21 protein-coding genes and 2 pseudogenes are annotated in these 20,163 nt (G+C 60.2%); 8 read left to right on the top strand and 15 right to left on the bottom strand.

Going from position 1 to position 20,163, the window contains the following annotated elements:
• Positions 1-19: 19 nt before the first annotated feature.
• Complete coding sequence (locus tag J4G14_12065) at positions 20-628, bottom strand: hypothetical protein (protein MCE2458532.1); 609 nt, start codon at positions 626-628, stop codon at positions 20-22.
• Positions 629-930: 302 nt separating this feature from the next.
• A complete protein-coding gene (locus tag J4G14_12070; protein ID MCE2458533.1) occupies positions 931-1,368 on the bottom strand; it encodes a hypothetical protein in 438 nt (145 codons plus the stop codon).
• A gap of 969 nt (positions 1,369-2,337) precedes the next feature.
• Between J4G14_12070 and J4G14_12075 the strand changes: the two genes are divergently transcribed.
• Positions 2,338-2,694 (top strand): hypothetical protein, encoded by a 357-nt coding sequence (locus J4G14_12075; protein ID MCE2458534.1) that lies wholly within the window; start codon positions 2,338-2,340, stop codon positions 2,692-2,694.
• Between the two features lie 233 nt (positions 2,695-2,927).
• Here J4G14_12075 and J4G14_12080 read toward each other — a convergent pair whose 3' ends face one another.
• Positions 2,928-3,662: a YebC/PmpR family DNA-binding transcriptional regulator gene (locus J4G14_12080; GenBank protein MCE2458535.1), complete on the bottom strand. Its 735-nt coding sequence runs from the start codon at positions 3,660-3,662 to the stop codon at positions 2,928-2,930.
• 398 nt (positions 3,663-4,060) lie between these two features.
• Between J4G14_12080 and J4G14_12085 the strand changes: the two are divergent.
• The 3 genes and pseudogenes from J4G14_12085 (at position 4,061) to J4G14_12095 (ending at position 6,951) form a co-directional block, all read left to right on the top strand.
• A pseudogene (locus J4G14_12085) lies at positions 4,061-5,031 on the top strand (ATP-binding cassette domain-containing protein).
• Between the two features lie 218 nt (positions 5,032-5,249).
• On the top strand, positions 5,250-6,041 hold the full coding sequence (locus J4G14_12090; GenBank protein MCE2458536.1) for an ABC-2 family transporter protein: 792 nt from the start codon (positions 5,250-5,252) through the stop codon (positions 6,039-6,041).
• Positions 6,042-6,147: 106 nt separating this feature from the next.
• The gene (locus J4G14_12095) at positions 6,148-6,951 is read left to right on the top strand and encodes an ABC-2 family transporter protein (protein MCE2458537.1); all 804 of its coding nucleotides are present in this window, start codon (positions 6,148-6,150) and stop codon (positions 6,949-6,951) included.
• Between the two features lie 9 nt (positions 6,952-6,960).
• On the opposite strand, the gene J4G14_12100 is transcribed toward J4G14_12095, so the two are convergent.
• The 11 genes from J4G14_12100 to J4G14_12150 all read right to left on the bottom strand — a co-directional run bounded on the left by J4G14_12100 (position 6,961) and on the right by J4G14_12150 (position 16,642).
• Positions 6,961-8,352: a sulfatase-like hydrolase/transferase gene (locus J4G14_12100; GenBank protein MCE2458538.1), complete on the bottom strand. Its 1,392-nt coding sequence runs from the start codon at positions 8,350-8,352 to the stop codon at positions 6,961-6,963.
• Positions 8,353-8,461: 109 nt separating this feature from the next.
• A complete protein-coding gene (locus J4G14_12105; protein MCE2458539.1) occupies positions 8,462-8,677 on the bottom strand; it encodes a type II toxin-antitoxin system HicA family toxin in 216 nt (71 codons plus the stop codon).
• Positions 8,674-8,970, bottom strand: a complete 297-nt coding sequence (locus J4G14_12110) for a type II toxin-antitoxin system HicB family antitoxin (GenBank protein ID MCE2458540.1) — start codon at positions 8,968-8,970, stop codon at positions 8,674-8,676. Before J4G14_12110 ends, J4G14_12105 begins: the two co-directional genes overlap by 4 nt.
• Before the next feature lie 2 nt (positions 8,971-8,972).
• Positions 8,973-10,184: a tryptophan synthase subunit beta gene (gene trpB / locus J4G14_12115; GenBank protein ID MCE2458541.1), complete on the bottom strand. Its 1,212-nt coding sequence runs from the start codon at positions 10,182-10,184 to the stop codon at positions 8,973-8,975.
• A 370-nt stretch (positions 10,185-10,554) separates the two neighbouring features.
• Positions 10,555-12,231, bottom strand: a complete 1,677-nt coding sequence (locus J4G14_12120; GenBank protein ID MCE2458542.1) for a DUF4349 domain-containing protein — start codon at positions 12,229-12,231, stop codon at positions 10,555-10,557.
• A gap of 189 nt (positions 12,232-12,420) precedes the next feature.
• Complete coding sequence (locus J4G14_12125) at positions 12,421-12,621, bottom strand: hypothetical protein (GenBank protein MCE2458543.1); 201 nt, start codon at positions 12,619-12,621, stop codon at positions 12,421-12,423.
• 26 nt (positions 12,622-12,647) lie between these two features.
• Positions 12,648-13,544, bottom strand: coding sequence for an MBL fold metallo-hydrolase (locus J4G14_12130; GenBank protein ID MCE2458544.1), 897 nt, complete (start codon positions 13,542-13,544; stop codon positions 12,648-12,650).
• On the bottom strand, positions 13,544-14,533 hold the full coding sequence (locus tag J4G14_12135; GenBank protein MCE2458545.1) for an aldo/keto reductase: 990 nt from the start codon (positions 14,531-14,533) through the stop codon (positions 13,544-13,546). The genes J4G14_12130 and J4G14_12135 overlap by 1 nt, the downstream gene beginning before the upstream one ends.
• A gap of 128 nt (positions 14,534-14,661) precedes the next feature.
• A complete protein-coding gene (locus J4G14_12140) occupies positions 14,662-15,294 on the bottom strand; it encodes a class I SAM-dependent methyltransferase (protein ID MCE2458546.1) in 633 nt (210 codons plus the stop codon).
• Between the two features lies 1 nt (position 15,295).
• A complete protein-coding gene (locus J4G14_12145) occupies positions 15,296-16,117 on the bottom strand; it encodes a methyltransferase domain-containing protein (protein MCE2458547.1) in 822 nt (273 codons plus the stop codon).
• A 381-nt stretch (positions 16,118-16,498) separates the two neighbouring features.
• A complete protein-coding gene (locus J4G14_12150; GenBank protein MCE2458548.1) occupies positions 16,499-16,642 on the bottom strand; it encodes a hypothetical protein in 144 nt (47 codons plus the stop codon).
• A 232-nt stretch (positions 16,643-16,874) separates the two neighbouring features.
• Here J4G14_12150 and J4G14_12155 point away from each other — a divergent pair, with 232 nt between their 5' ends.
• Entirely contained in the window at positions 16,875-17,636 is a 762-nt protein-coding gene (locus tag J4G14_12155) for an SDR family oxidoreductase (GenBank protein MCE2458549.1), read from the top strand.
• Positions 17,637-17,845: 209 nt separating this feature from the next.
• On the opposite strand, the gene J4G14_12160 is transcribed toward J4G14_12155, so the two are convergent.
• Positions 17,846-18,007 carry a hypothetical protein gene (locus tag J4G14_12160; GenBank protein MCE2458550.1) on the bottom strand — a complete coding sequence of 54 codons (162 nt, stop codon included), beginning with the start codon at positions 18,005-18,007 and terminating at the stop codon, positions 17,846-17,848.
• A 373-nt stretch (positions 18,008-18,380) separates the two neighbouring features.
• Here J4G14_12160 and J4G14_12165 point away from each other — a divergent pair, with 373 nt between their 5' ends.
• The 3 genes and pseudogenes from J4G14_12165 to J4G14_12175 form a co-directional block, all read left to right on the top strand.
• Positions 18,381-18,686 carry a helix-turn-helix transcriptional regulator gene (locus J4G14_12165; protein MCE2458551.1) on the top strand — a complete coding sequence of 102 codons (306 nt, stop codon included), beginning with the start codon at positions 18,381-18,383 and terminating at the stop codon, positions 18,684-18,686.
• A 226-nt stretch (positions 18,687-18,912) separates the two neighbouring features.
• A pseudogene (locus J4G14_12170) lies at positions 18,913-19,858 on the top strand (phosphoribosylaminoimidazolesuccinocarboxamide synthase).
• Positions 19,859-19,865: 7 nt separating this feature from the next.
• The coding region (locus J4G14_12175; GenBank protein ID MCE2458552.1) for an HAD family phosphatase at positions 19,866-20,163 on the top strand (298 nt) is incomplete at its 3' end.

Here is a 20,163-nt window from a genome sequence, read left to right on the forward strand (position 1 = left end):
ATCGTCCGAATGAGCGCTCCTACGCGACCGCCACGCTCACTACGCCGCCCTGAAACCCGTTCTTCAGCAGCCTGTTAGAACCAGCGTAGTCAAATTCAATACATCCTTCGAGCACCTTCGCGCCCTTCGTGGATAGACATCTCATGTAGCGACCCGGTTCACCGGCGGGGTCAGAAGTGGTGGGGGATGCCCATGATGTCGGAGGTGGTGGTTGCTCCGGGGGGTGCTCGGCCGCTGGAGTAGTAGGGGCTGTTGCGGTCGTCTTCGGGGTAGCGCTTTGGGCCGTCGTGCAGCTTGCACCTGGGGTGCCGGGTATGCTGGGTGTGGCCGAGACCAACTCGTGCTCTTCTTTGGTTGGCGGAGGGCCGAGGGCTTCTTCCTCTTCTGCCGCGGCGGATTCTGCGTCGGCCTTGGCCTTAGCTTCGGCTCTGGCCCTGGCTCGTTCTGCCTCGCGTTCGGCTTCTTCTTTCTCCCGGCGTTCGCGATCGGCTTTGATTTGCTTGCGACGTTCGATGCGTCTGTCGATCTTGGCGTCGAACCTCTCGGCTGTCTCCTTGATGACCGCCTCGTACTCCTCTGGGTCGATCGAGTTCTTCCACTCCTCGAACCACCTGTCGGAGTTTTCCATTGCCTAGTCGAATGCCGAGTAGTCCGGGACGTAGGGAGGGTTGTCTGGGTCTATGCCCTGCTCTGCGAGGATGCGGTTTGATTCTTCGATGGCGTCGTCGATAATCTTGTTGATCTCGTCCCAGGGGATGTCGTCTTCATCTGGGGTGATATTGTCTGGACTCTGATTCGTCGGATTGGGGGATTTCTCTGATTTTGTTGGTTGGGTAGGTGGAGTTGAGGAGTGAGTGCCACCTTCGCTTCCCTCCTCTGGGTTCCGGCCTCCGCCGGAACGACGGGGAGAGGGCAGTTCACGAACCGCCCCTACAGTCGCGTCTCCTCGAGTGTGATCAGGTTCTTCGCCGGAACGACGGGGGGTGGCATGTTTTCTAGGAGTTCTCTGGCTGCTGAGAGCCTGTGGTGGGGTTTGAAGGCGCTCAGGGCTCCGTCCATGACGTTGATGAGGAATCGGCAGACTGTGCGTCCGTCGTCGGTGGACTCCTGGATGACTTTGGCTAGCTTCTGATTGAAGTAGGTGTCGACGGGTGAGCGGGAGTCGAGTCCTGGTTGGGACGGTTCGGGTGGGTAATCGAGGAGATAGTTTCGAGCCTCGTCACGGTCGTACTTGACGAGGAGTTTGGCTGCGTCGAGCCTGTGGCAGGGTTTGAAGCCGTCGAGTTCGTCGCGCATGACGGCGAAGAGGAACTCGACGATGGAGGTCCCGTCGTTGGTCCTGTCGTGGATTATGGTTGCTAGGGTCAATTTGGAATTGGGAATGGTGAATTTGGAATAGTACTGATGTTCTGTTAAGGATGATATACCTGCTGTGGGGTTTGGGTCAAGGGGGATTATCCACTAAGGGCACGAAGGGGCGCTAAGGGGTTGTTGGAGGGGGAGTGGGTGTTTGTTGTGGCGGTTGTCACTCGGCCCAGACGCGGTTGATTGTGTCCTGGATCTTCTTTTCGAAGCGGGTGATCAGTTCGTTCCGAGTCCAGGAAATTTGATACCTCGTATTCACTCAGGTATCCGATCGATAGAGTGTGGTCATACCGCACCTGGCCTGTTCCTCAAGAGTCGTGTGCTAGCATGACTTCATGCAGTGGTGGGACTGGGCCTGCATTATCATGGGCAGTTTCGGTGTATTGGCGTTCGCGATGGGGATAAGACCGTTCGCCCAGACAGTGTGGGGGAGGCCCAGCCTCAAAACTAATTTTGAACTACATACTGAAGGTAGTGATCGATGCTTGATCGTCTACTTAGAGAATCCGCCGATAAGGCACAGGTTTCTGAAGAGGCTCGCTCATCGCGAGTCTTTTCAGAGCGTCCATGCACAATATCGAGTCTCGGAGGAAGGAAGCCATAGAATCATACTTCCCGTAAGGCAACTCCCAATTTACGCGGGCGATGCTGTAAGCATGCAAATTGAGCTACCACCTACTTTCAGCGTCGGAGCCAGTATTGTGCCGGTGGTTTGGGATCGACCATCAAATGCTGCCTTCCTGCCAGCAAGCCAAAATCAAGAGGCGATCAAGTTAGAGAGCGGGCTATACCGTGTTGACATTGCTCTGTTCGTCAATGGTGAACCTAAACATTTTTCAGAAGTGTTTAACGTTGGGGAAGGCCCAGACAATCTCTATTGGGCACTAGGTCGCGCCACGTGATTCTAACAACCACCTATCGAGTCGAAGCCGCTCACGTCCTGAGTCTTCTTCCTGACGAGGTCCAGAAGAAATGAGTACGGCCAAGGAACTACATGATCGGGCGATGAATCTCGTCGAAACGGCTATCCTCGCACGCGGTCAGGGCAACGAGGACCTGACTGTCCAAAGCTACGCGGAGGCGCTGGAGCTGGAGCTTGCTGCCATAAAGGAAATGGAAAAGCAAGGTGATCCGTCAGAGCCCACGTGGTCAGTACTTCACCGTAGCGCAGGATGGATGGCGTTCAACAGCAACCGGTTTCGACAGGCTGAGCAACTTGCCTGCAAGGCATTGGCAGGAGACCCGCATCCGGAGATCGCGGAGGAACTTCGGGAGCTTCTCGGACAGGCCTTCAAGCACTTACAGCGTCGGAGAGAGGACGCCGCGTAGAATGCTATCAGCCGACCTTTTCGAGGAGGCTGTTGATCTTTATACGGGTGGTGGGGCGTGTGATTGGTTGATTGATGAGCTTGGTGAGATTGTCTGAACTCTGATTCGTCTGATTCAATGATTAATGTGATTACGAACCAAGTGCGCCGACCACCTACGTAATCATGACAATCCCCTAATCACATAAATCAGAGTTCAGACAGTGAGCGTTAGGCTGATGCAGTTAGCCGCCCCTACCCTTCGTAGTTGGCTAGGGCCTCGTCGGGGAAGTCGGCGTTGGAGTAGACCTGCTGGACGTCGTCTATCTCTTCGAGCTGGTCGAGGAGGCGCAGGATCTGTCCGGCCATGCGGGTGTCTAGGGTTACGGTGTGGCTTGGGATGAGGGAGACCTCGGAGGAGCTGATTGAGGCGTCGCTGGACTCGAGGGCGCTTCGGACATCTTCGAGGGTGCTGGGTTCTGAGTAGACCTGGAGTATCGAGTCGTCGGTGTCGACGTCCTCGGCTCCGGCGTCAATGGCTACGAGGGCGAGGTCGTCGGCCTCGTCATCGTCGGCCTCGATGGTTATCACTCCGCGCTTCTCGAACTGCCAGGAGACTGCGCCGGCCTCGGCGAGGTTGCCTCCGGCGCGGGTGAGCGTGGTGCGCACGGCGGACACGGTGCGGTTGCGGTTGTCTGAGAGGGTCTCGAGCATGATGGCGACGCCGCCGGGGCCGTAACCCTCGTAGACGGCCTCGATCATCTGGACGCCGTCGCCGCCCTCACCGGTGCCGCGCTTGATGGCGCGGTCGATGTTGTCCTTGGCGTGCTGGATCGCCATTCGGAGCCTGAAGTTGGCGTCGGGGTCTCCGCCGCCCTGCTGTGAGGCGACGATGATCTCACGCGCGAGCTTGGTGAACAGCTTGCCTCGGCGCTGGTCGGTGACGGCCTTGGCGTGTTTGATCTGCTTCCATTTGGAATGTCCAGCCATGTCGAAACTCCGCTGTTGGCGCTGCTCCGGATGGGCTCTGTGTGGCCCCTCTCCACCCCTGGATTCCCGCGAACGCGGGAATGACGGATGGGTTTCGCGGATCAGCCTTTGACAGGACCCAGTAGGACAGAGGGGTCGGCCCAAGCCCGGAGGGGCGGGTGGGATTGGGGCAGATTTTATCATAGTTTCAAGAATTTAGTGATGCGGTGGATGGGTTTTCACCCTCACCCCAGCCCTCTCCCGTCAAGGGAGAGGGGGCCGTCGGTTGGTGCTCATGGTTGTCTTCAACTCCTTTGTCCATCCATGTGGGGAGAGAGCCGGTTCGCGAACCGGCCCTACAATGCTGCTGGTGGGTCGTGTAGGATTTGGCTTTTCCCTAGCAGTGTGGGCGTGGTGTTATGTCTCAGATTGTTGTTGAGGACCTCGTCAAACGCTTTCGGATCGGGGAGCGCGACCCGGGGCTGGTGGGTGCGCTGCGGGGTGTCGTCCACCGCCGGTACCACACGATCGACGCGCTGGATGGGGTGTCGTTTTCGATAGAGCCGGGGGAGCTGGTGGGCTACATCGGGCCGAACGGCGCTGGGAAGTCGACGACGATCAAGATCATCTCGGGCATCCTGGTGCCGGACTCGGGCAGGTGCGAGATCCTCGGGCGTGTGCCGTGGCGGGAGCGTCAGGAGCACGTGCGGGACATCGGGGTCGTGTTCGGGCAGAGGACGCAGCTATGGTGGGACCTGCCGGTGATCGAGTCGTTCGACCTGCTGAGGGACATCTACCGGGTGCCGCGTGACGTGTACGCGCGCAACCGCGACGAGTTCATCGAGGTACTGGACCTGGGGTCGCTGCTGGACGTGCCTGTGCGGCAGCTCAGCCTGGGTCAGCGGATGCGGTGTGACCTGGCTGCGGCGCTGCTGCACTCGCCGTCGATCCTATTCCTGGACGAGCCGACGATCGGGCTGGATGCGGTGTCGAAGCTGGCGTTCCGGGACTTCATCCGGCGGTTCAACAGGGAGCGCGGGATCACGGTCATCCTGACGACGCACGACATGGACGACATCGAGGCGCTGTGCGACAGGGGATACTGTCGGATGGTGGGCTGGACGAGCTGCGGCGGCGGATTTCGAACGAGCGGCGGCTCGTCGTGGAACTCGTGGATGAGGGCGACGAGATATCCGACCCGGATGCGAGGGTGACGGAGCGAATCGGGCGGCGGGTGGCGCTGAGCTTCGATCCGGAGTCGGTATCGGCGGCGGAGCTGATCGGGCGGGTGACGTCGGTGCATCCGGTGCGGGATTTGTTCGTGGAGAATCCGCCGATCGAGGAGATCGTTGCGGGTATCTATGAGGGTGAGGCTTCATCCAAGGAGTGAGTGAAGAGGAGTGAGTAGTGAGAGCCGCCCCCTAGCCCCTCTGGGTTCCCGCTTTCGCGGGAATGACGACTTGGGGAGTAAGCGAAGAGGAGTGAGGAGTGAGAGCCGCATGGGTGCAAGCAGATTCGTGCCTCTGGCAAGGGTGTATGTATTGGTGCTTTTCACCCTCACCCCAACCCTCTCCCTGAGGGAGAGGGGGTACGTCAGCGTACCCAACGATGATTAGCTACTGGGCGGTGCTGAGTGCTCAGTTCAGGGCGATGCTGCAGTACAGGGCGGCGGCGTTTGCGGGTCTGGGCACGCAGGTGTTCTGGGGGCTGATCCGGGTGATGACCTTCCAGGCGTTCTTTCGGTCGACGACCGCTGAGCAGCCTATGGAACTCGACCACGTGTTGACGTACGTGTGGCTGGGGCAGGCGTTTCTCGCGATGCTGCCGTGGAACCAGGACAACGATCTGCGGGCGCTGATCCGTACGGGCAACGTGGGCTATGAGCTGCTGAGGCCGGTCGACCTGTACGGCTTCTGGTACTGTCGCGCGCTGGCGTTTCGCACTGCTCCGACGCTGCTGAGGGCAGCACCGCTGATCGCGTTCGCGGGACTGTTCATGGGCATGAACCCACCGGACTCGTGGGGCGCTGCCGGTGCGTTCGTGGCGTCGATGATCGGGGCAATCCTGCTGAGCAGCGCGATCACGACGCTGTTCAGTATCACCATGATGTGGACGATCTCGGGCGACGGGGTGTTCGCGCTCGCGCCGGGAGTCGTCGGACTGCTGTCGGGGATGCTGGTGCCGATCCCGCTATTCCCGGACTGGGCGCAGACTGTGCTGAACGTCCTGCCGTTCAGGGGGCTGGTGGATACGCCGTACCGGTTCTACCTCGGGCACATCCCGGCGGGTGACCTGCCGCTGCAACTGGCGCACCAGCTGGTGTGGGTCGCGGCGATCGTGCTGCTCGGGCGCTGGCTGCTGTCGCTGGGGCAGCGTCGGCTGGTGGTCCAGGGAGGGTGAGAGAAATGCACAAGTGCAGTTCTCGAGGAGTGAGTGGAGAGGAGTTAGAAGTGAGAGCCACCCACCCCAGGTGGGAGCTAATGTTACTTTCCTGGGTGAGACAGGGATGCTGAACACCGTGTACATATACGCGCGCTTCCTGGAGGTGTCCATCAGAAGCCAGATGCAGTACCGGGCGTCGTTCGTCATGCTGGCGCTGGGGTACATGGTGACGACGGGGCTGGAGTTCGTGGCGATCCTGGTGCTGTTCGACCGGTTCGGGACGCTCGTGGGGTGGTCGTTGCACGAGGTGGCTTTCATCTACGGGCTGGTGAACATCGGGTTCGCGTTTGCTGACGCGATGTCGAGGGGGTTCGACCTGTTCGGCTCGATGGTGAAGTCGGGCGAGTTCGACCGGCTGCTCACGCGGCCGAGGTCGACTGCGCTACAGCTCGCCGGTCAGGAGCTGACGTTGAGGCGCGTCGGGCGGCTCGCGCAGGGTCTGATCGTGCTGATGTGGGCGAGTGTCGGGCTCGAGCTGGACTGGTCGGTGATAAAGGTTGGGCTGATGCTCGGCACGGTGGTGGGCGGCATATGCCTGTTCATGGGGCTGGTGGTGCTGCAGGCGACGCTGGCGTTCTGGACGACGGAGACACTTGAGATCATGAACACGGTCACGTACGGCGGAGTGGAGACGACGCAGTACCCGATCTCGATCTACCATCCGTGGTTCAGGCGGTTATTCACGTTCGGGGTGCCTCTGGCGTGCGTCAGCTACTTCCCATCGCTGGCGATCATGGGAGTGGCGGACCCGCTGGGGTCGCCGGTGTGGTTCGGGTATGTCTGCCCGGCTATCGGGGTCGGGTTCCTGCTCGTGGCGCTACAGGTGTGGAAGTTCGGGGTGCGGCACTACCTGTCGACGGGGAGCTAGGATCTGTCACTACCGGTCGTGGAAGAGGACTATGTCGTCTGCGAAGGGTTTGGGGTAGTCTTCGGAGCCGGCGAGTCCGATCTGGCCTCGGCCGGTGACGTTGTTCTTGGCGCCGTCCATGCGGGGGTCGACGTAGGTGTCGTACCAGGCTTCGAGGTCGGACCTCAGACTTGAGACGCGCGAGGCGTATGCGGGGTCGTCGACGAGGTTGCGGGTCTCCTTCGGGTCGTTGACGAGATCGTACAGCTCGTTGGGGCCGTCGGGGTAACGGTGGACGTACTTCCAGCGCTGTGTGCGGATCATCCGAGTGGGGCCGTACTCGTCCAGCACGTAGACTGGGGTGTCTCCGGCCATCGACTCGCCCCTGAGTACGGGAGAGAAATCCCTGCCGGGAAGCGGCTGGTCTGAGTCGGCTTCGAATCCGAGGTATCCGAGGAACGTGGGCATAAAGTCATACTGGCTCAGCAGCCTGTCGCAGACGAGGTCCTGGGGTACGTGTCCGGGCCTGGAGACCAGAGTCGGGACCTTTACTGCGGTGTCGAACATGTTGGGCGGGTAGGTGCCGTTGCCCTTGCCCCAGATGCCGTGGTGGCCCATGTTCATGCCATTGTCGGCGTTGAAGACAACGATGGTGTTCTCACGCAGTCCGTTCTCCTCGAGCCAGTCGAGCAGACGTCCGATGTTCCTGTCCATCTCTTCGATCGCGGCGAAGTAGCCGCTCAGGGCGAGCCTGCGGTTCTCAGGAGTGTCGCCGAGGGTGGCAGCGCCGGGTTCCTTGTCGAGCTGCCTATGGTGAATCGGCTCGTCCGGGACGGAGTCGAAGGCGCACTCGTCGTGATACCTGTCGAAGACGTCTGCGGGATGGTGCTCCCTACCCCACGGCGCGTGCGGTGCCGTGTAGTGAACGTTCAGCGAGAACGGGGCGTCGGAATCGAGCTGCGTGTCGAGAAACTCGAGGGCGTGATCGGTGATGACGTCGGTGACGTAGCCGTCGGGCTGGTAGAACTCCCCGTCCTCGATCATGGGTGCGCGGTAGTAGTTGCCGCCGCCTTCAGCGTGGACGTTCCAGTAGTCGAATCCAAGCTGCGGCAGCGCGGAGCGTCCGAGGTGCCACTTACCGCTCAGTCCACAGGAGTAGCCGTTCTCAGCAAGGACCTCGATATATGACCTGCGTCCGCGCATGTACTCGATCTCGACGCCGTCCCGAGACGAATAAGCGGAGTTGCCTTTTCGGAGGAAGTCCTGGACGCCGTGCTGGGACGGTATCTGGCCGGTGAGAATGGAGGCTCGGGCCGGGGAGCAGACGGGAGAGGCGCAGAAGAAGTTCTCAAACCTGATTCCGGTGGTAGCGATGCGGTCGAGGTTGGGCGTGTCGAGCTCGTCGTTGCCGGCGCAGCCCATCGCCCATGCGCCCTGATCGTCGCTGAGAATGAAGATGATGTTTGGGGTCTGCTGGTTGGTACTCGCCAAGGTGTATCCCTCCGGGGCGCGACTGCGGCCGTTTCAAGTTCTAAGCGTCGTTGAATTCTTGCCAGTCGATGCCGAGGTCGCGGATTGCGGAGCGCAGGGTGCCGATCTTCAGATCATGGCGACCATGGTCTGGTATAGAAGCCCTTTGACCTGCGGCTGGGTTGGACCACCGCCTATGAGATCCGCTCTGCCGCTTCCTGGTAACTTCCAGGCAGCCGAGTCGTCTTAGCTTTCGGACGACCTCCCTATATCTCACAAATCCGCAACCATCACTTTGTCTTCATCAGTGTCCGCTGTCTCTGCGGGGATGACAGGCTTGTCAGTGTCCACGACGATCATGCCTTCTGGAAAAGCCTTGTCTTCGTCTTCGTATATCTCCAGCATCAAGTCGAAGCAGTCCGAGACGTTTACAAGGCACTCCTCGACCGTATCGCCCTCCGTCACCATCCCCGGGATCACGGGCGACGTTACTGTGTACCCGCCCTCCGGCTGCGGCTCCAAATCCAGCGGCACCGTCGCTATCAGCGGTATCTTGACGGTCATCTTCATGGTCAGACTCCTTCCACATTCAGTTGGGCGGCTACGGTGTCCATGTCCTTGTCGCCACGGCCGCTGAGACCAAGCAGGATGATCTGCTCGTGGTCGAGTTTGGGAGCGAGCTGCGAGATGTAGTAGAGCGCGTGTGAAGGCTCAAGCGCGGGGATGATGCCCTCGGTGCTGCACAGAAGCTGGAAGCCCTCGAGGGCCTGAGCGTCGGTGACGTTCACGTACTCTGCCCTTTCCGTGTCCTTGAGCCAGCTATGCTCCGGTCCCACGCCAGGATAGTCGAGGCCTGCGGATATGCTGTGCGGCTCGTGGACCTGTCCGTCTTCGTCCTGGAGCAGGTACGACATGCTGCCGTGCAGCACTCCGACCTGACCAGCGGTGAGGGTCGCGGCATGTTCGCCGGTCTCGACTCCGAGTCCTCCGGCTTCGACACCGACGAGCTTCACGCTCTCGTCATTGACGAACTCGTAGAACAGGCCCATCGCGTTGGAACCACCTCCGACGCAGGCGACGGCGTAGTCGGGCAGCCTGCCTACGGTGGACAGCAGCTGCTCACGGGCCTCGCGGCCGATGATGGCCTGGAAGTCGCGCACCATCATGGGATACGGGTGCGGGCCGACGACGCTCCCTATGGTGTAATGGGTCGTCTCGACGTTGGTGACCCAGTCGCGGATCGTCTCGTTGATGGCGTCCTTGAGGGTGCGGCTGCCGCTGGTTACTGACCTAACCTCTGCGCCTAGAAGCCTCATCCTGAACACGTTGAGCGCCTGGCGACGGATGTCCTCCTCGCCCATGTAGACGATGCACTCCTGACCGAGCATGGAGCAGACGGTGGCGGTGGCGACGCCGTGCTGCCCGGCGCCGGTCTCGGCGATGATGCGGTGCTTGCCCATCCGCTGGGCGAGCAGGCCCTGTCCGAGCGCGTTGTTGATCTTGTGTGCGCCGGTGTGTGCGAGGTCCTCGCGCTTGATGAAGATGCGCGCTCCGCCGAGCTCTCGTGTCAGGTTCTCGGCGTAGTAGAGCGTCGTGGGCCTGCCGACGTAGTCGCGGGACAGGCTCTGCAGCCTGGCCTGGAACTCCTCGTCGGCCTGGGCGGCACGGTATTCGGTCTCGAGCTCGTGGATCGCGCCCATGAGCGTCTCGGGCACGAACTTGCCTCCGAACTGGCCGAAGCGCCCTCTCTCGTCGGGTAGAGTCTCTTGTAAGGTCTGCGTCATGAGTTGATGTCCCGTGTCCTGATGTGGCGTGTACCGGCAGTGTTGATTATACGCATCGACTGGGATGAGCGGACAGTGGGATGGCTTAGGTCTAGAATTCCGAGGGAAGCCAAGAGGTACAGATCGAGGACTGGAGCGGCAAGGCGCGGCGCGGAGGCCCGACAGGCCCAGACGACGACGGTCCCAACGCGCTCGGGTCGGCGGGGGTGGTCGAGTTCAGGGAGGTCTAGGGGCGGGGGGTCGCAGATCCGGGCTACTGCCGTTTCCAGATGGTTTTAACAGAATAGCTTGGCTGGCATACGGTCCTTCGACAAGCTCAGGACGAACGATCATAGTCACCATAATTTACTGGAACCGGTACTAGGTATCCCTAGTCACTTCTGCTCTGCGGCTCACTATCGGCAACCTCGTCCTCTTGAGAGGTCGGCGCTTCTGAGCTGGGTTCAGCCTCGGCTTCGACCCGTCTTGGGGTACTGGGGCTGCTGCTGAAGACCCTTGCAATTGGACTTACTAAGGGGCGGTCTTTAAATCTGACCACCACGAAGACGACCACTGCGATGGTCGCCCAGATCGGACTGAACGTAGCGACCCATATCAACACGGTCCCGATCACCTGCAGCACAGCGGACAGCGCCCTGCTCGCTTCCCTGAAGTTCTTGCCTGCGCTCCACCCGGCGATTACCAGTCCCTCCGACTCCTCCACTCGCACTCCGAAACCGGACGACCCGGTGACCTCACCCGCGTCGCTGTCCGCGGTTACGGTGAAGGCAACCCGGTACGCCTGCGGGCGATGGTTGTCGAATGCGTGCGTGACAGTGATCCTGGACTCGCCCGGCTCGGGGCTACCAGTCACAGGGGCGGTACCGTCGCCAAAGTCCCAGGTGTAACGGAAGTTGGCCAGCTCATCCGACCTCGTGAAGGAGGCCGTGTACTCGGCACTCTGTCCCTGTTCGACTGTGCGGTCGGACCCGGCGTACGCCTCGATGGTCGGAATCTTCCTGACGGTCGTCCTGAGCGTGGCGGAGCCAATTGCAAGCCCCGCGTCTCCGGTACCGGTGATTTTCAACCGGACTATGTATGGAGAGTCGATGTCGCTCTCGTAGACATGACTGACCGTCGCCGTCACGTGCTGACCAGAGACGGTGGTTGGAGCGTGTCCTGTCCCTGTGACAGGCGATGAGTGGTCGCCGAAGTCCCAGCTGAACGTGAACTCCTCGATCCCTGGCGGTGGAGTGAAGTGGGCCTGATATCTCGCCGGCTCCCCTGCCCTCACCACGCGGTCACCACCCGCGTCCACAGGCAGGACGGTCGGAGGAAGCTCTACGCTGACGTTTATGAGGGAGAATGCAGCCGTCTCCTCCATGTACCTGATCCGTCCAAGCATGGCCTCGATGTTAGCCTGGAGGGTGGCCAGCTGGTTCTGTACTTCCAGCGCATCTTCTACCTCGACCGCTCGCTCAAACAGGCTCAGCAACGCCTGCTCCGTGGCTCTAAGGCTGGTCAGCCTCGACTTCGTGTCGACATAATCTTCCGTGACGTCCAGGCTGCTGGACAGCTCCGACACCACCTCAATGCCCACTTCCCTGATACCAAAGACCGCCTCGTCGAGAGACTGTGCCGGCACGCGCACGGACACAATAGCATCGTGCTTTGAAGTCCTCTCGGACGATACGACCCATCCTCCAAACCGGCGCGCCACTGCGGCAATTTCGTCGACTGAACTTGCGACGTCCCCTACGACAAGTTCCAGATCGACGGTCCTGATGATGACACGCTGCTGCTGCACCAGGGCGGTCTGCACTCTATTCAGGTCGAATCCGGCTGGCCCCTGCTCTGGTGGTTCCGTGGCTGCGGCTGGCGCGGGAGCGGGAGGCGCAGGCGCCGGACTCTGGGCCTGCTGCTCGGAAACCTGCCCAGCAGGTGCGGCGGCTGCCCGGGCCGCCGGAGCCGGGGCGGCGTCTTCTTCCGAAGAGCTGCAGGCCACAACAGATCCGGCCAGTACTACAGCGAGCACGACTGACAGCAATATATGGGTCAGTCTAAGCATCTGGCCTGATTTTCCTCTCGCCACAGGCTGCCTCCCCTAGGCGGATCCATCATAGTCCATGTTCATGGTTCCGGCCATATCATGAATTTCGACCTACCGTGCTATGGGGACAACGTGGCCGACGAGCGGATGGAACAGAGAGCAGACCGGCAGTCGTCTGCCTCCCCCGGGGTGACAGGTTGAACTGCCCTAGCTTGGCTTTAGGGTGCCGTCGGGTTGGAGGATGTGGAGGCGGGTGCAGTGGTCGCATGAGTACACGGTGCCTTCGCTCCCGATGTCGGGGCGGTCGACCAGGAAGAAGTAGCGCTTCATGTATCCTGGTCTGCCGGCACAGCCCACGCCTTGACACCTTGAAATTAGCTCTTTCATGTGAACAGGTTCTGCAGCCATGGATCTACACTCCTCTTGCTGCCATCTTACCGGCCCAGGATAGGATAGTCCTCAAGGTAGTCCATCTGGATCAGTTCGACGTTGGGGGCCTGGCGGGAGAGCTCGCGTTCTATGGGCTCCATGTCTGTGGGACTGGTGACGGGCGGGTTCCAGTTGTCGTGATGGCCTAGCACGATGCTCCTGGGACGCAACAGGTCGGCCTCCCGGGCGACGAACTGCGCGAGTGTACCCTGGATAGGCTCGCCGTCTATATTGCCACGGCCGGCGGCTGCCAGCAGCGCAACGTCGGGCCGAAGGTCGCGCAGGATACCGGTCCAGTGCCCCGAGGTGTCTTTCCACAGGATGCTGCCGTGCGGGGTCTCGATGAAGTAAGCCAGCGCTCCGCCCTCTCCGCGCGGCCGCTGAGCGCACTCCACCATGTGGGCTTCTGCCTCTGCCATTCCCGGCACGTTGGACGAGGCGCGTTGGGCCGCCCAGTTTCTGAGGTTCGCTTCACGTTCGTCCAGTGTCAGTCCCAGGTCTCCCAGGCAGACTTCTCCCGAGGCCCCGGTGGTGCTCCAGATGCATGAGTGCTGGCTGGGGAATACTCGCACCGTTACGCTGTCTGACAGCCTTACCCGTTCCCCACCAGCCACGGCGACCAACTGATCACCGTGCACGTCTTCCTGTTCCATCAGCCTTACCGACTCGTGGGAGCCGACGATGGTCGCGCCCGTCTGGTGGGCGATGCGCTCGGCTCCCCAGAGGTGGTCGAAGTGGGAGTGCCCCACCAGGACGTAATCGGCCCTCTGAACATCCGCTACCCGAATGCCGACCGGCGCCGCCGCCGGGTTCCGGTCGATGTAGGCATCGAGGAAGATGACGAGGTCATCGACGACCAGCCTGTAGGTGGATACTCCCAACCAGTCCAGCGAAACGCTCATCATGACCCTCCGAATCCGGCCCAGACCCCTGGCAAACGGGTCATCGCCCCTGATGGAAGCGGCCCCCTGGCGGCGTAGTCGACGGCCTGCTCAAGGTGCTCCAGGCTCGAGTAGCCCACCAGCACGCTGCTCACCCCGGCGTTGCTCAGGGCGAACCGCAGGGACGCCTCCACAAGACTGTCCACATGCCCATCCTGTACCAGGAAGCGGAATCCGTCTGCCCTCGACAGGTCCTGATTATAGTCGCGACCTGAGCCTATTGGAGCGACGGTCGGAACGGCGACGGGGTGTCTCACAGCCTCGCCGGTCAGCGCTCCCGCCGCCAGTACCCGGATCACCAGCACTCCCATGCCGTTGGCTGAGGCGCGCCCGATCAGGTTCCCAAAGTCGTGCATATCGAATCCGGACGGGACATCCGATCCGGAGCTCGGGTTGACCAGGTTGTACACCGACTGCACGCAGTTCAGGGCTGCCGAGTCGATAACCCGGTGCAGTGACTCAGTCTCCCCCACCGCGGTCATACCCCAGAACCTGACCTTGCCCTGGTCGCGCAGATCTCTCATCGCGTCCACCACCTCGCCCAGCACCTCTTCGGGAGTGACCGAGCCATCGCCCCCTGTCGACGCGACATGGTTGTGAAGTTGAATCAGATCGACCTGCTCTCGCTGCATCCGGGTAAGGCTCTCCTCCACAGAGGCGATGACGTTGCCCCTGATGTGCCCCGGCTCGTTGGTGGTAACCCGGAACTTGGTACCGACGTAGACGTCGGCCGACAGCTCCTTCAGCACATGGCCCAGGTTGGTCTCCGACTGGCCACCGCCATAGGACGAAGCGGTGTCGAAGTAGTTGATTCCCAATTCCATGGCCCGCGCGACGGCCTTCACCTGATCGATGCGCTCGCCCCGGACCATCAGGCCGCCGACGTCGCCGCAGCCAAACCCGATTTCGGACACCTGAAGACCGGTGTTTCCCAAGGGTCGATAGTTCATCGCGTTTCTCCATTCGGACTTTCGTGTGTCCTGATGGTATGTCCGCGGTACAGGTGCGAGCAACCGTCCGGCTCGCACCTGCTGGTTTGAGGCCCCGGTGCGGGCTCTTGAATCGGTGAGGAACGCCGTCAGGCGGTGACCTGGTAGGCCCAGATGCGGTGTATTACCTCGGGCTCCCCCTTGGGCAGAGGGTGGAAGGGCCCAGATAGCTCGGCCAGCTTCCACTTGCCGGCTTCTTCCAGGCCCGCCTGATACTCTTTGAACCCACCCTCTTCATACAGGTCCACTCGCAGGCTGAACACTATGAACCCACCGGGCCTGGTGATGCGAGCCAGCTCGTCGAAAGCATGAGCCGGAGCGTGGCCTGTGGTGAACACGCCCACGCTGATTACAGCGCCGAAGGAGTCGGTGTCGTAGCCCAGATCCTCCCCGAGAGTCATCTGGCGCAAGTCTTTGTAGAGGCCCTTTCGACGAGCTTCCTCCATCATCCCCAGAGAGAGGTCGATGGCGTGGAGGTCCTGGTACCCCAGCTGCGCCAGACATTCGCCCACCAGTCCGGTCCCCGCTCCTGCGTCGAGTATCTTCGTCCCGGTGGGGACATGCCTGGCGAACAACTCGGTCGCTGTCTGCGGAGCGTTCCAGGCAAACTCCTCAGCCAGGTCTTTATCGTACTGCGTTGCCCACTGGTCGTAGCGCTCTTCCAACTCCTGGTTGGTGGATGAGGAGTACACCCATTGGACTCTGTTGTGACTGTCTGGCATGTTACTTCCTGCAGATGAAGAGACCCCAGCCCACTTCGTTTCTATCGACGGAGGCGGCAGTTTCGATGTAGGCGGTGGTCAGCCACTGGTAGTGTTCGGCGTCATCCAAAGTTTCATCCTTCGGCGTACGCTCGGACAAGGCCAGATAGCTCTGCTTCAGGTGTGGGGACACATTCAAGGCCTCCAAAACTTCGAAGCCCTGGTCCTTCAGGGCCTGCTTGTACGACTCGAAGGTGAATTCGGTGTCGAACAGCAGCCTGTCGTAGACGTAGGTCTGGGCCTGGGGTGTGATGTCCCGTTTAGGTCTGAACAGGTCGTCGAACACGAAAATCCCTCCGTCCTCCAGAACCCGGTGGACTTCGCTCAGGATCTTACGTTTATCCGGCACGTGGTATATTACGGCCTGGCTCCACACATGAGTGAATGAGCCGTCAGGGAAGGGAAGGTCAGTGGCAGAGGCCTTCTCGAAGGCTACCCTGTCCCTGAGTTCGGTGCATAGCGCAGCCCGTTTCTCCAGTGCGTTTTCGATACGGACTCCGCTGAGGTCAATGCCCGTCACCCTTGCGCCGGTCTCTCCAGCCAGCCAGATGGCGATGGTCCCGTTGCCGCAGCCCAGGTCCAGGACCGATGAGTCCTGGCCAATGCAGCCCTTTTCGGCCATCGTCCGGTTCAACCTGTCGCACGCTGTGAGGAAGTCCTTGTTGCCGTTTTCGCCGAAAAGGCCCCAGTGGACGCTTCCATCTTCGTCCCAAACCAGCTGGTATGTGACATCTTGCGAGTCGTAATATGCTTCGGTCTCCTGTTCAGAAAATCTGCTTACCATGTTTTGCTCCTCCGATGTGCTCAACGAGTCAGTTGCCGTTGGTGATTCGGAGTCTTCCACGGGACAGGTGCGCAACACTTCTGACGACACGATTCCCCTGAGTGAATAGGATAATTCTGACCTGGCTGTACGCCGCACGACGCAGGGCTGCAAACGATCCAGGGCGTCACGGAACAGTTGGTGCTTAGAGAAGCCGCAGGTTGACCCGGCATTGAGGCTGAGGCCAGGGACCCGGGAGAAAGGGCGGAAAACCCCAATAGATGGGATGGAGCAGCTAAGGGTCGCAGGGATACCTGTATCGCTCGCGGCCACGATAGTACAGCGAGATTGGGTGGCTTCGCCCCGTTCGGGCGCTGGTAAAGGGTATATGCATGGTGCGCATTAGAGTCCCTGGGCGAGGAATCTTCGCAAGACTCCCACATCGGTAACAGCCCACTGGACTATGCCGGAGGCTATCACCAATTCTGCGAAGGTGTCAAAGTCGCGCAGCAAGCGGATGCTGTACCAGACTAGTAGGCGGTTCAATAGGCAAGCTTCCTTCGACAAGCTCAGGGCGAACGAATGCGGGCAAGATGCCCGCGCTCCAGCAAAGGGCGCCTGCTAATCTGGGACAGTTTCGAGTGTCGCGAAAAAGCTTGACCTGTGGAAGTGTGGATCTTACTCTGGGCGTCGGCAGGGTCTTTTGTCTAACCCAAACGTTACCAAGTCTCCCTGACCTCTTCATTCCACACTGTATGCAGGACGGTTACGTAGCACGATGACAGTAGACGTAAGACTGGATGGGCAGGTGGCCATAGTAACCGGGGCGGCCCAGGGTATCGGCAGGGGCATTGCGCTTGTACTGGCCGAGGCAGGGGCCAGCGTCGTCATCGGGGACATTCAGGAAGCCGACTCCACGGCGGAAGAGATACGCCAGGGAGGTGGGCAGGTGACCACCATGATCATGGATACGAGCAGTCCCCAGCAGGCCGACTCTCTGATTGACCTGGCGCTGGAGGAGTATGGCCGTCTGGACATTCTCGTCAACAATGCCGGCATAGATGACCCTGATGGATATGCGTGGGACCTTCCCGACCACGAGTGGCAACGGGTCATAGACGTCAACCTGAGCGGCGTGTTCTATTGCTCCAAGGCTGCTCTGAGGCCAATGCTGGAAGCCGGCAGTGGATGCATCGTAAACATCAGTTCCCAGTCCGCGAGAGTTGCAAGGAGGGACGGTTCTCCCGCCTATAACGCCAGCAAGGCAGGCCTCATAGGCCTGACCGCCGGCTTCTCAGCACAGGTGGCCGACAGGGGCGTGAGGGTGAACGCAATCATGCCGGGGCTGGTCATGTCCAGGGACTTTGGCTGGTCTCCAGAGCATACTGCTGCCCGGCAAAGCCAATATCCCCTGGGTGCGGGACAGCCGAGAGACATCGGTCACGCAGTCCTCTACCTGGCCAGTCCCCTCGCGAGCTGGGTGTCAGGGACGGCGCTCCACGCGACGGGCGGGTATCAGCAGAGCGCTCTCTGGCTCTAGGGTTTTTCGTATACGTCAGCCCAACGTGGATGCTCTCGTGGCCAGGCTGTTTCGTCATACTTAGATCTGACGCGAACTCTGGATACCGGCCTTCGCCGGTATGACGGCTGGCGTCGCCGGTATGACGGTTGGGGCTGCTGGTATGACGGCTGGGGTCACCGGTGTAACGGTTGGGGTCGCTGGTATGACGGTTCCGTCTGGACTTAGTACTAGTAGACGCCGGGAAGAATCCGGTACTTCACTCGTGCCTGGTACTCTGCCCACTTCTCTTCGCCGTACTTCTCGGCGCAGAGACTGTCGTCGAGTCGCTGACGCCAGGTGAACAGCGCGAAGATCGCGACCGGGGTGAGGAAGCCGGCAACAGCTTCCATCCCGGAAAGCTCAGAGAATAGAGTGCTCTTTCATATCGATTGATCGTTTAGGCCGTGGGAATGTGTGGACACGACTCTGTACCAGTTTGGTCGGTAGCGCTTTTTGTCATGCTGAGGCAGATGCCGAAGCATCTGATGACCACGCAACATTGAGGGCTGGAAGATGCTTCGCTCCGGTTCACTTCTCTCAGCATGACAGTTCCACCTACCAGACTGATACAGTATCTGTGGACACGCAGCGGTTGACAAGTTGTGCTGTCGGCTCTAATGTATCGTGTGCCGATATATCGGCATGGAATATAGATGACTTCGACTGCATAAAGGACATTCCGGGCATTGACGGACCGCCCCGTCGGCACAGTTTCACATCCTGATGGCGCTGGCCACTGGAGACAAACACGGCTACGCGATCATGCAGGAGGTGGAGATCTTCACCGATGGGGCGATCACCATGGGGCCGGGCACCCTGTACGGCGCCGTCAAGCAGATGCTGGGATCAGGCCTCATAGAGGAGAGCGACGAACGACCGGACCCCGAACTGGATGACCAGCGTCGCCGCTACTACAGGATGACTACTCTGGGCGGACGCGTGCTCGATGCGGAAGTCGGAAGACTGGAACACCTCGTACTAACCGCCAGGAGCAGACGACCGACATCCCCGAGGAAACAGGGCGCCTAACGTGCTGTCCGAGAAACTCTACAGAGCGCTGCTTGTCGCCTACCCAAGGGAGCATCGGCGCGAGTACGGAGAGCTGATGGTCCAGCTGTTTCGGGACCGTATGCGTCGCGATGGCGGTGGGTTGGGAGTCCTCAAAGTCTGGCCAGCGATGATCGTCGACCTTGTGATCACAGCGCTTAAGGAGCACAGCAACGGAGGAAGAATGACTGAGAGAGCATGGGCCGGCATGGAGAACCCTATCTACACCCCAGAGGGCTACACGGATCGAATACGACAGGAGCTCGAAAACTGCCTTATTGAGACGAATATATCTCAGGGCGAGAAGTTCGAAGGCAAAGTACGGGACCGATACGATCTTGGGGATCGTATGGCACTCATCACCACCGACCGGCAGAGTGCCTTCGACCGGGTGCTGGCCGCTATCCCCTTCAAAGGGCAGGTCCTCAACATGACGAGCGCATGGTGGTTTGTCAGGTCCTATCCGTACCCGATCCAAACGTCACAATTGCCAGGAAGTGTACCGTCTTCCCGATTGAGTTCGTGGTGCGTGGATACATCACCGGGACCACGAGTACCTCCCTCTGGACGGTCTACCAGAGTGGTCAGCGTAACTACTGTGGCATCGACCTGCCCGAAGGCCTGACGAAAAACCAGAAGCTCCCGACGAATTACCTCACACCGACCACCAAGGAAGAGGACCACGACCGTCCGATCAGCCCTGACGAGATCGTGTCCGAGAACTGGATGACGGCAGATGATTGGGAACAGTGCAGCCGCATCGCGCAGGAACTCTTCGCCTTCGGTCAAGCCAAGGCAGCCGAGCATGGCCTGATTCTCGTCGATACCAAATATGAGATGGGCCGTGACGAGAACGGTGAGATCCTTCTGATCGACGAGATCCACACCCCTGAGCCGACTCGTATCAACAGCGCATGCGGGAGGGACAGGAACCCGACAGCGTCGACAAAGAATTCCTCCGGCTCTGGTTCATGGAGAACTGCAACCCTTACGAGGATGAGGTCCTGCCACCAGCACCGCATGACCTTGTAGTCGAGCTCTCAAGACGCTACATCTACCTTTACGAGAAGATCACCGATCGCTCTTTCGAGTTTCCAGAGGCGGACCGATCAATCGAGACACGTCTGGAAAGCAGCCTCGAAGGGATCACATGAAGGTACAGTGAAGAAATACATTCTCTTTGACCATGATAGGGTTTTGGTCGAAACAGAACAGTGGTATTACCTCGCAAACAGACGAGCGCTGGCATCTCTCGGAATTGATCTCCCGCGAGACGCATATCTGGCGAATATGGCCAATGGAGTTTCCGCGTGGGAGACGGCACGAGTTTCAGGAATATCAGAATCTGAAATTAATCGTGGCCGCGAACTAAGAGACCGGTACTACCAGGAATACCTGATGACCGAAGACATCGAAATCGAGGGTGTCCTGGAAACGCTGGACGTACTCGCAGGTGAGT

This window comes from Dehalococcoidia bacterium (assembly GCA_021295915.1).
Taxonomy (GTDB): Bacteria; Chloroflexota; Dehalococcoidia; order Lucifugimonadales; family UBA1123; genus VXRN01.

What these genes read in the sequence shown, in the direction of transcription:
- J4G14_12065 (MCE2458532.1), bottom strand. Translation starts at nt 628, where the DNA reads ATGGAAAACTCCGACAGGTGGTTCGAGGAGTGGAAGAACTCGATCGAC.
- J4G14_12075 (MCE2458534.1), top strand. Translation starts at nt 2,338, where the DNA reads ATGAGTACGGCCAAGGAACTACATGATCGGGCGATGAATCTCGTCGAA.
- J4G14_12080 (MCE2458535.1), bottom strand. Translation starts at nt 3,662, where the DNA reads ATGGCTGGACATTCCAAATGGAAGCAGATCAAACACGCCAAGGCCGTC.
- J4G14_12090 (MCE2458536.1), top strand. Translation starts at nt 5,250, where the DNA reads ATGATTAGCTACTGGGCGGTGCTGAGTGCTCAGTTCAGGGCGATGCTG.
- J4G14_12095 (MCE2458537.1), top strand. Translation starts at nt 6,148, where the DNA reads ATGCTGAACACCGTGTACATATACGCGCGCTTCCTGGAGGTGTCCATC.
- J4G14_12100 (MCE2458538.1), bottom strand. Translation starts at nt 8,352, where the DNA reads ATGGGCTGCGCCGGCAACGACGAGCTCGACACGCCCAACCTCGACCGC.
- J4G14_12110 (MCE2458540.1), bottom strand. Translation starts at nt 8,970, where the DNA reads ATGAAGATGACCGTCAAGATACCGCTGATAGCGACGGTGCCGCTGGAT.
- trpB (MCE2458541.1), bottom strand. Translation starts at nt 10,184, where the DNA reads ATGACGCAGACCTTACAAGAGACTCTACCCGACGAGAGAGGGCGCTTC.
- J4G14_12120 (MCE2458542.1), bottom strand. Translation starts at nt 12,231, where the DNA reads ATGCTTAGACTGACCCATATATTGCTGTCAGTCGTGCTCGCTGTAGTA.
- J4G14_12125 (MCE2458543.1), bottom strand. Translation starts at nt 12,621, where the DNA reads ATGGCTGCAGAACCTGTTCACATGAAAGAGCTAATTTCAAGGTGTCAA.
- J4G14_12130 (MCE2458544.1), bottom strand. Translation starts at nt 13,544, where the DNA reads ATGAGCGTTTCGCTGGACTGGTTGGGAGTATCCACCTACAGGCTGGTC.
- J4G14_12135 (MCE2458545.1), bottom strand. Translation starts at nt 14,533, where the DNA reads ATGAACTATCGACCCTTGGGAAACACCGGTCTTCAGGTGTCCGAAATC.
- J4G14_12140 (MCE2458546.1), bottom strand. Translation starts at nt 15,294, where the DNA reads ATGCCAGACAGTCACAACAGAGTCCAATGGGTGTACTCCTCATCCACC.
- J4G14_12145 (MCE2458547.1), bottom strand. Translation starts at nt 16,117, where the DNA reads ATGGTAAGCAGATTTTCTGAACAGGAGACCGAAGCATATTACGACTCG.
- J4G14_12155 (MCE2458549.1), top strand. Translation starts at nt 16,875, where the DNA reads ATGACAGTAGACGTAAGACTGGATGGGCAGGTGGCCATAGTAACCGGG.
- J4G14_12160 (MCE2458550.1), bottom strand. Translation starts at nt 18,007, where the DNA reads ATGGAAGCTGTTGCCGGCTTCCTCACCCCGGTCGCGATCTTCGCGCTG.
- J4G14_12165 (MCE2458551.1), top strand. Translation starts at nt 18,381, where the DNA reads ATGGCGCTGGCCACTGGAGACAAACACGGCTACGCGATCATGCAGGAG.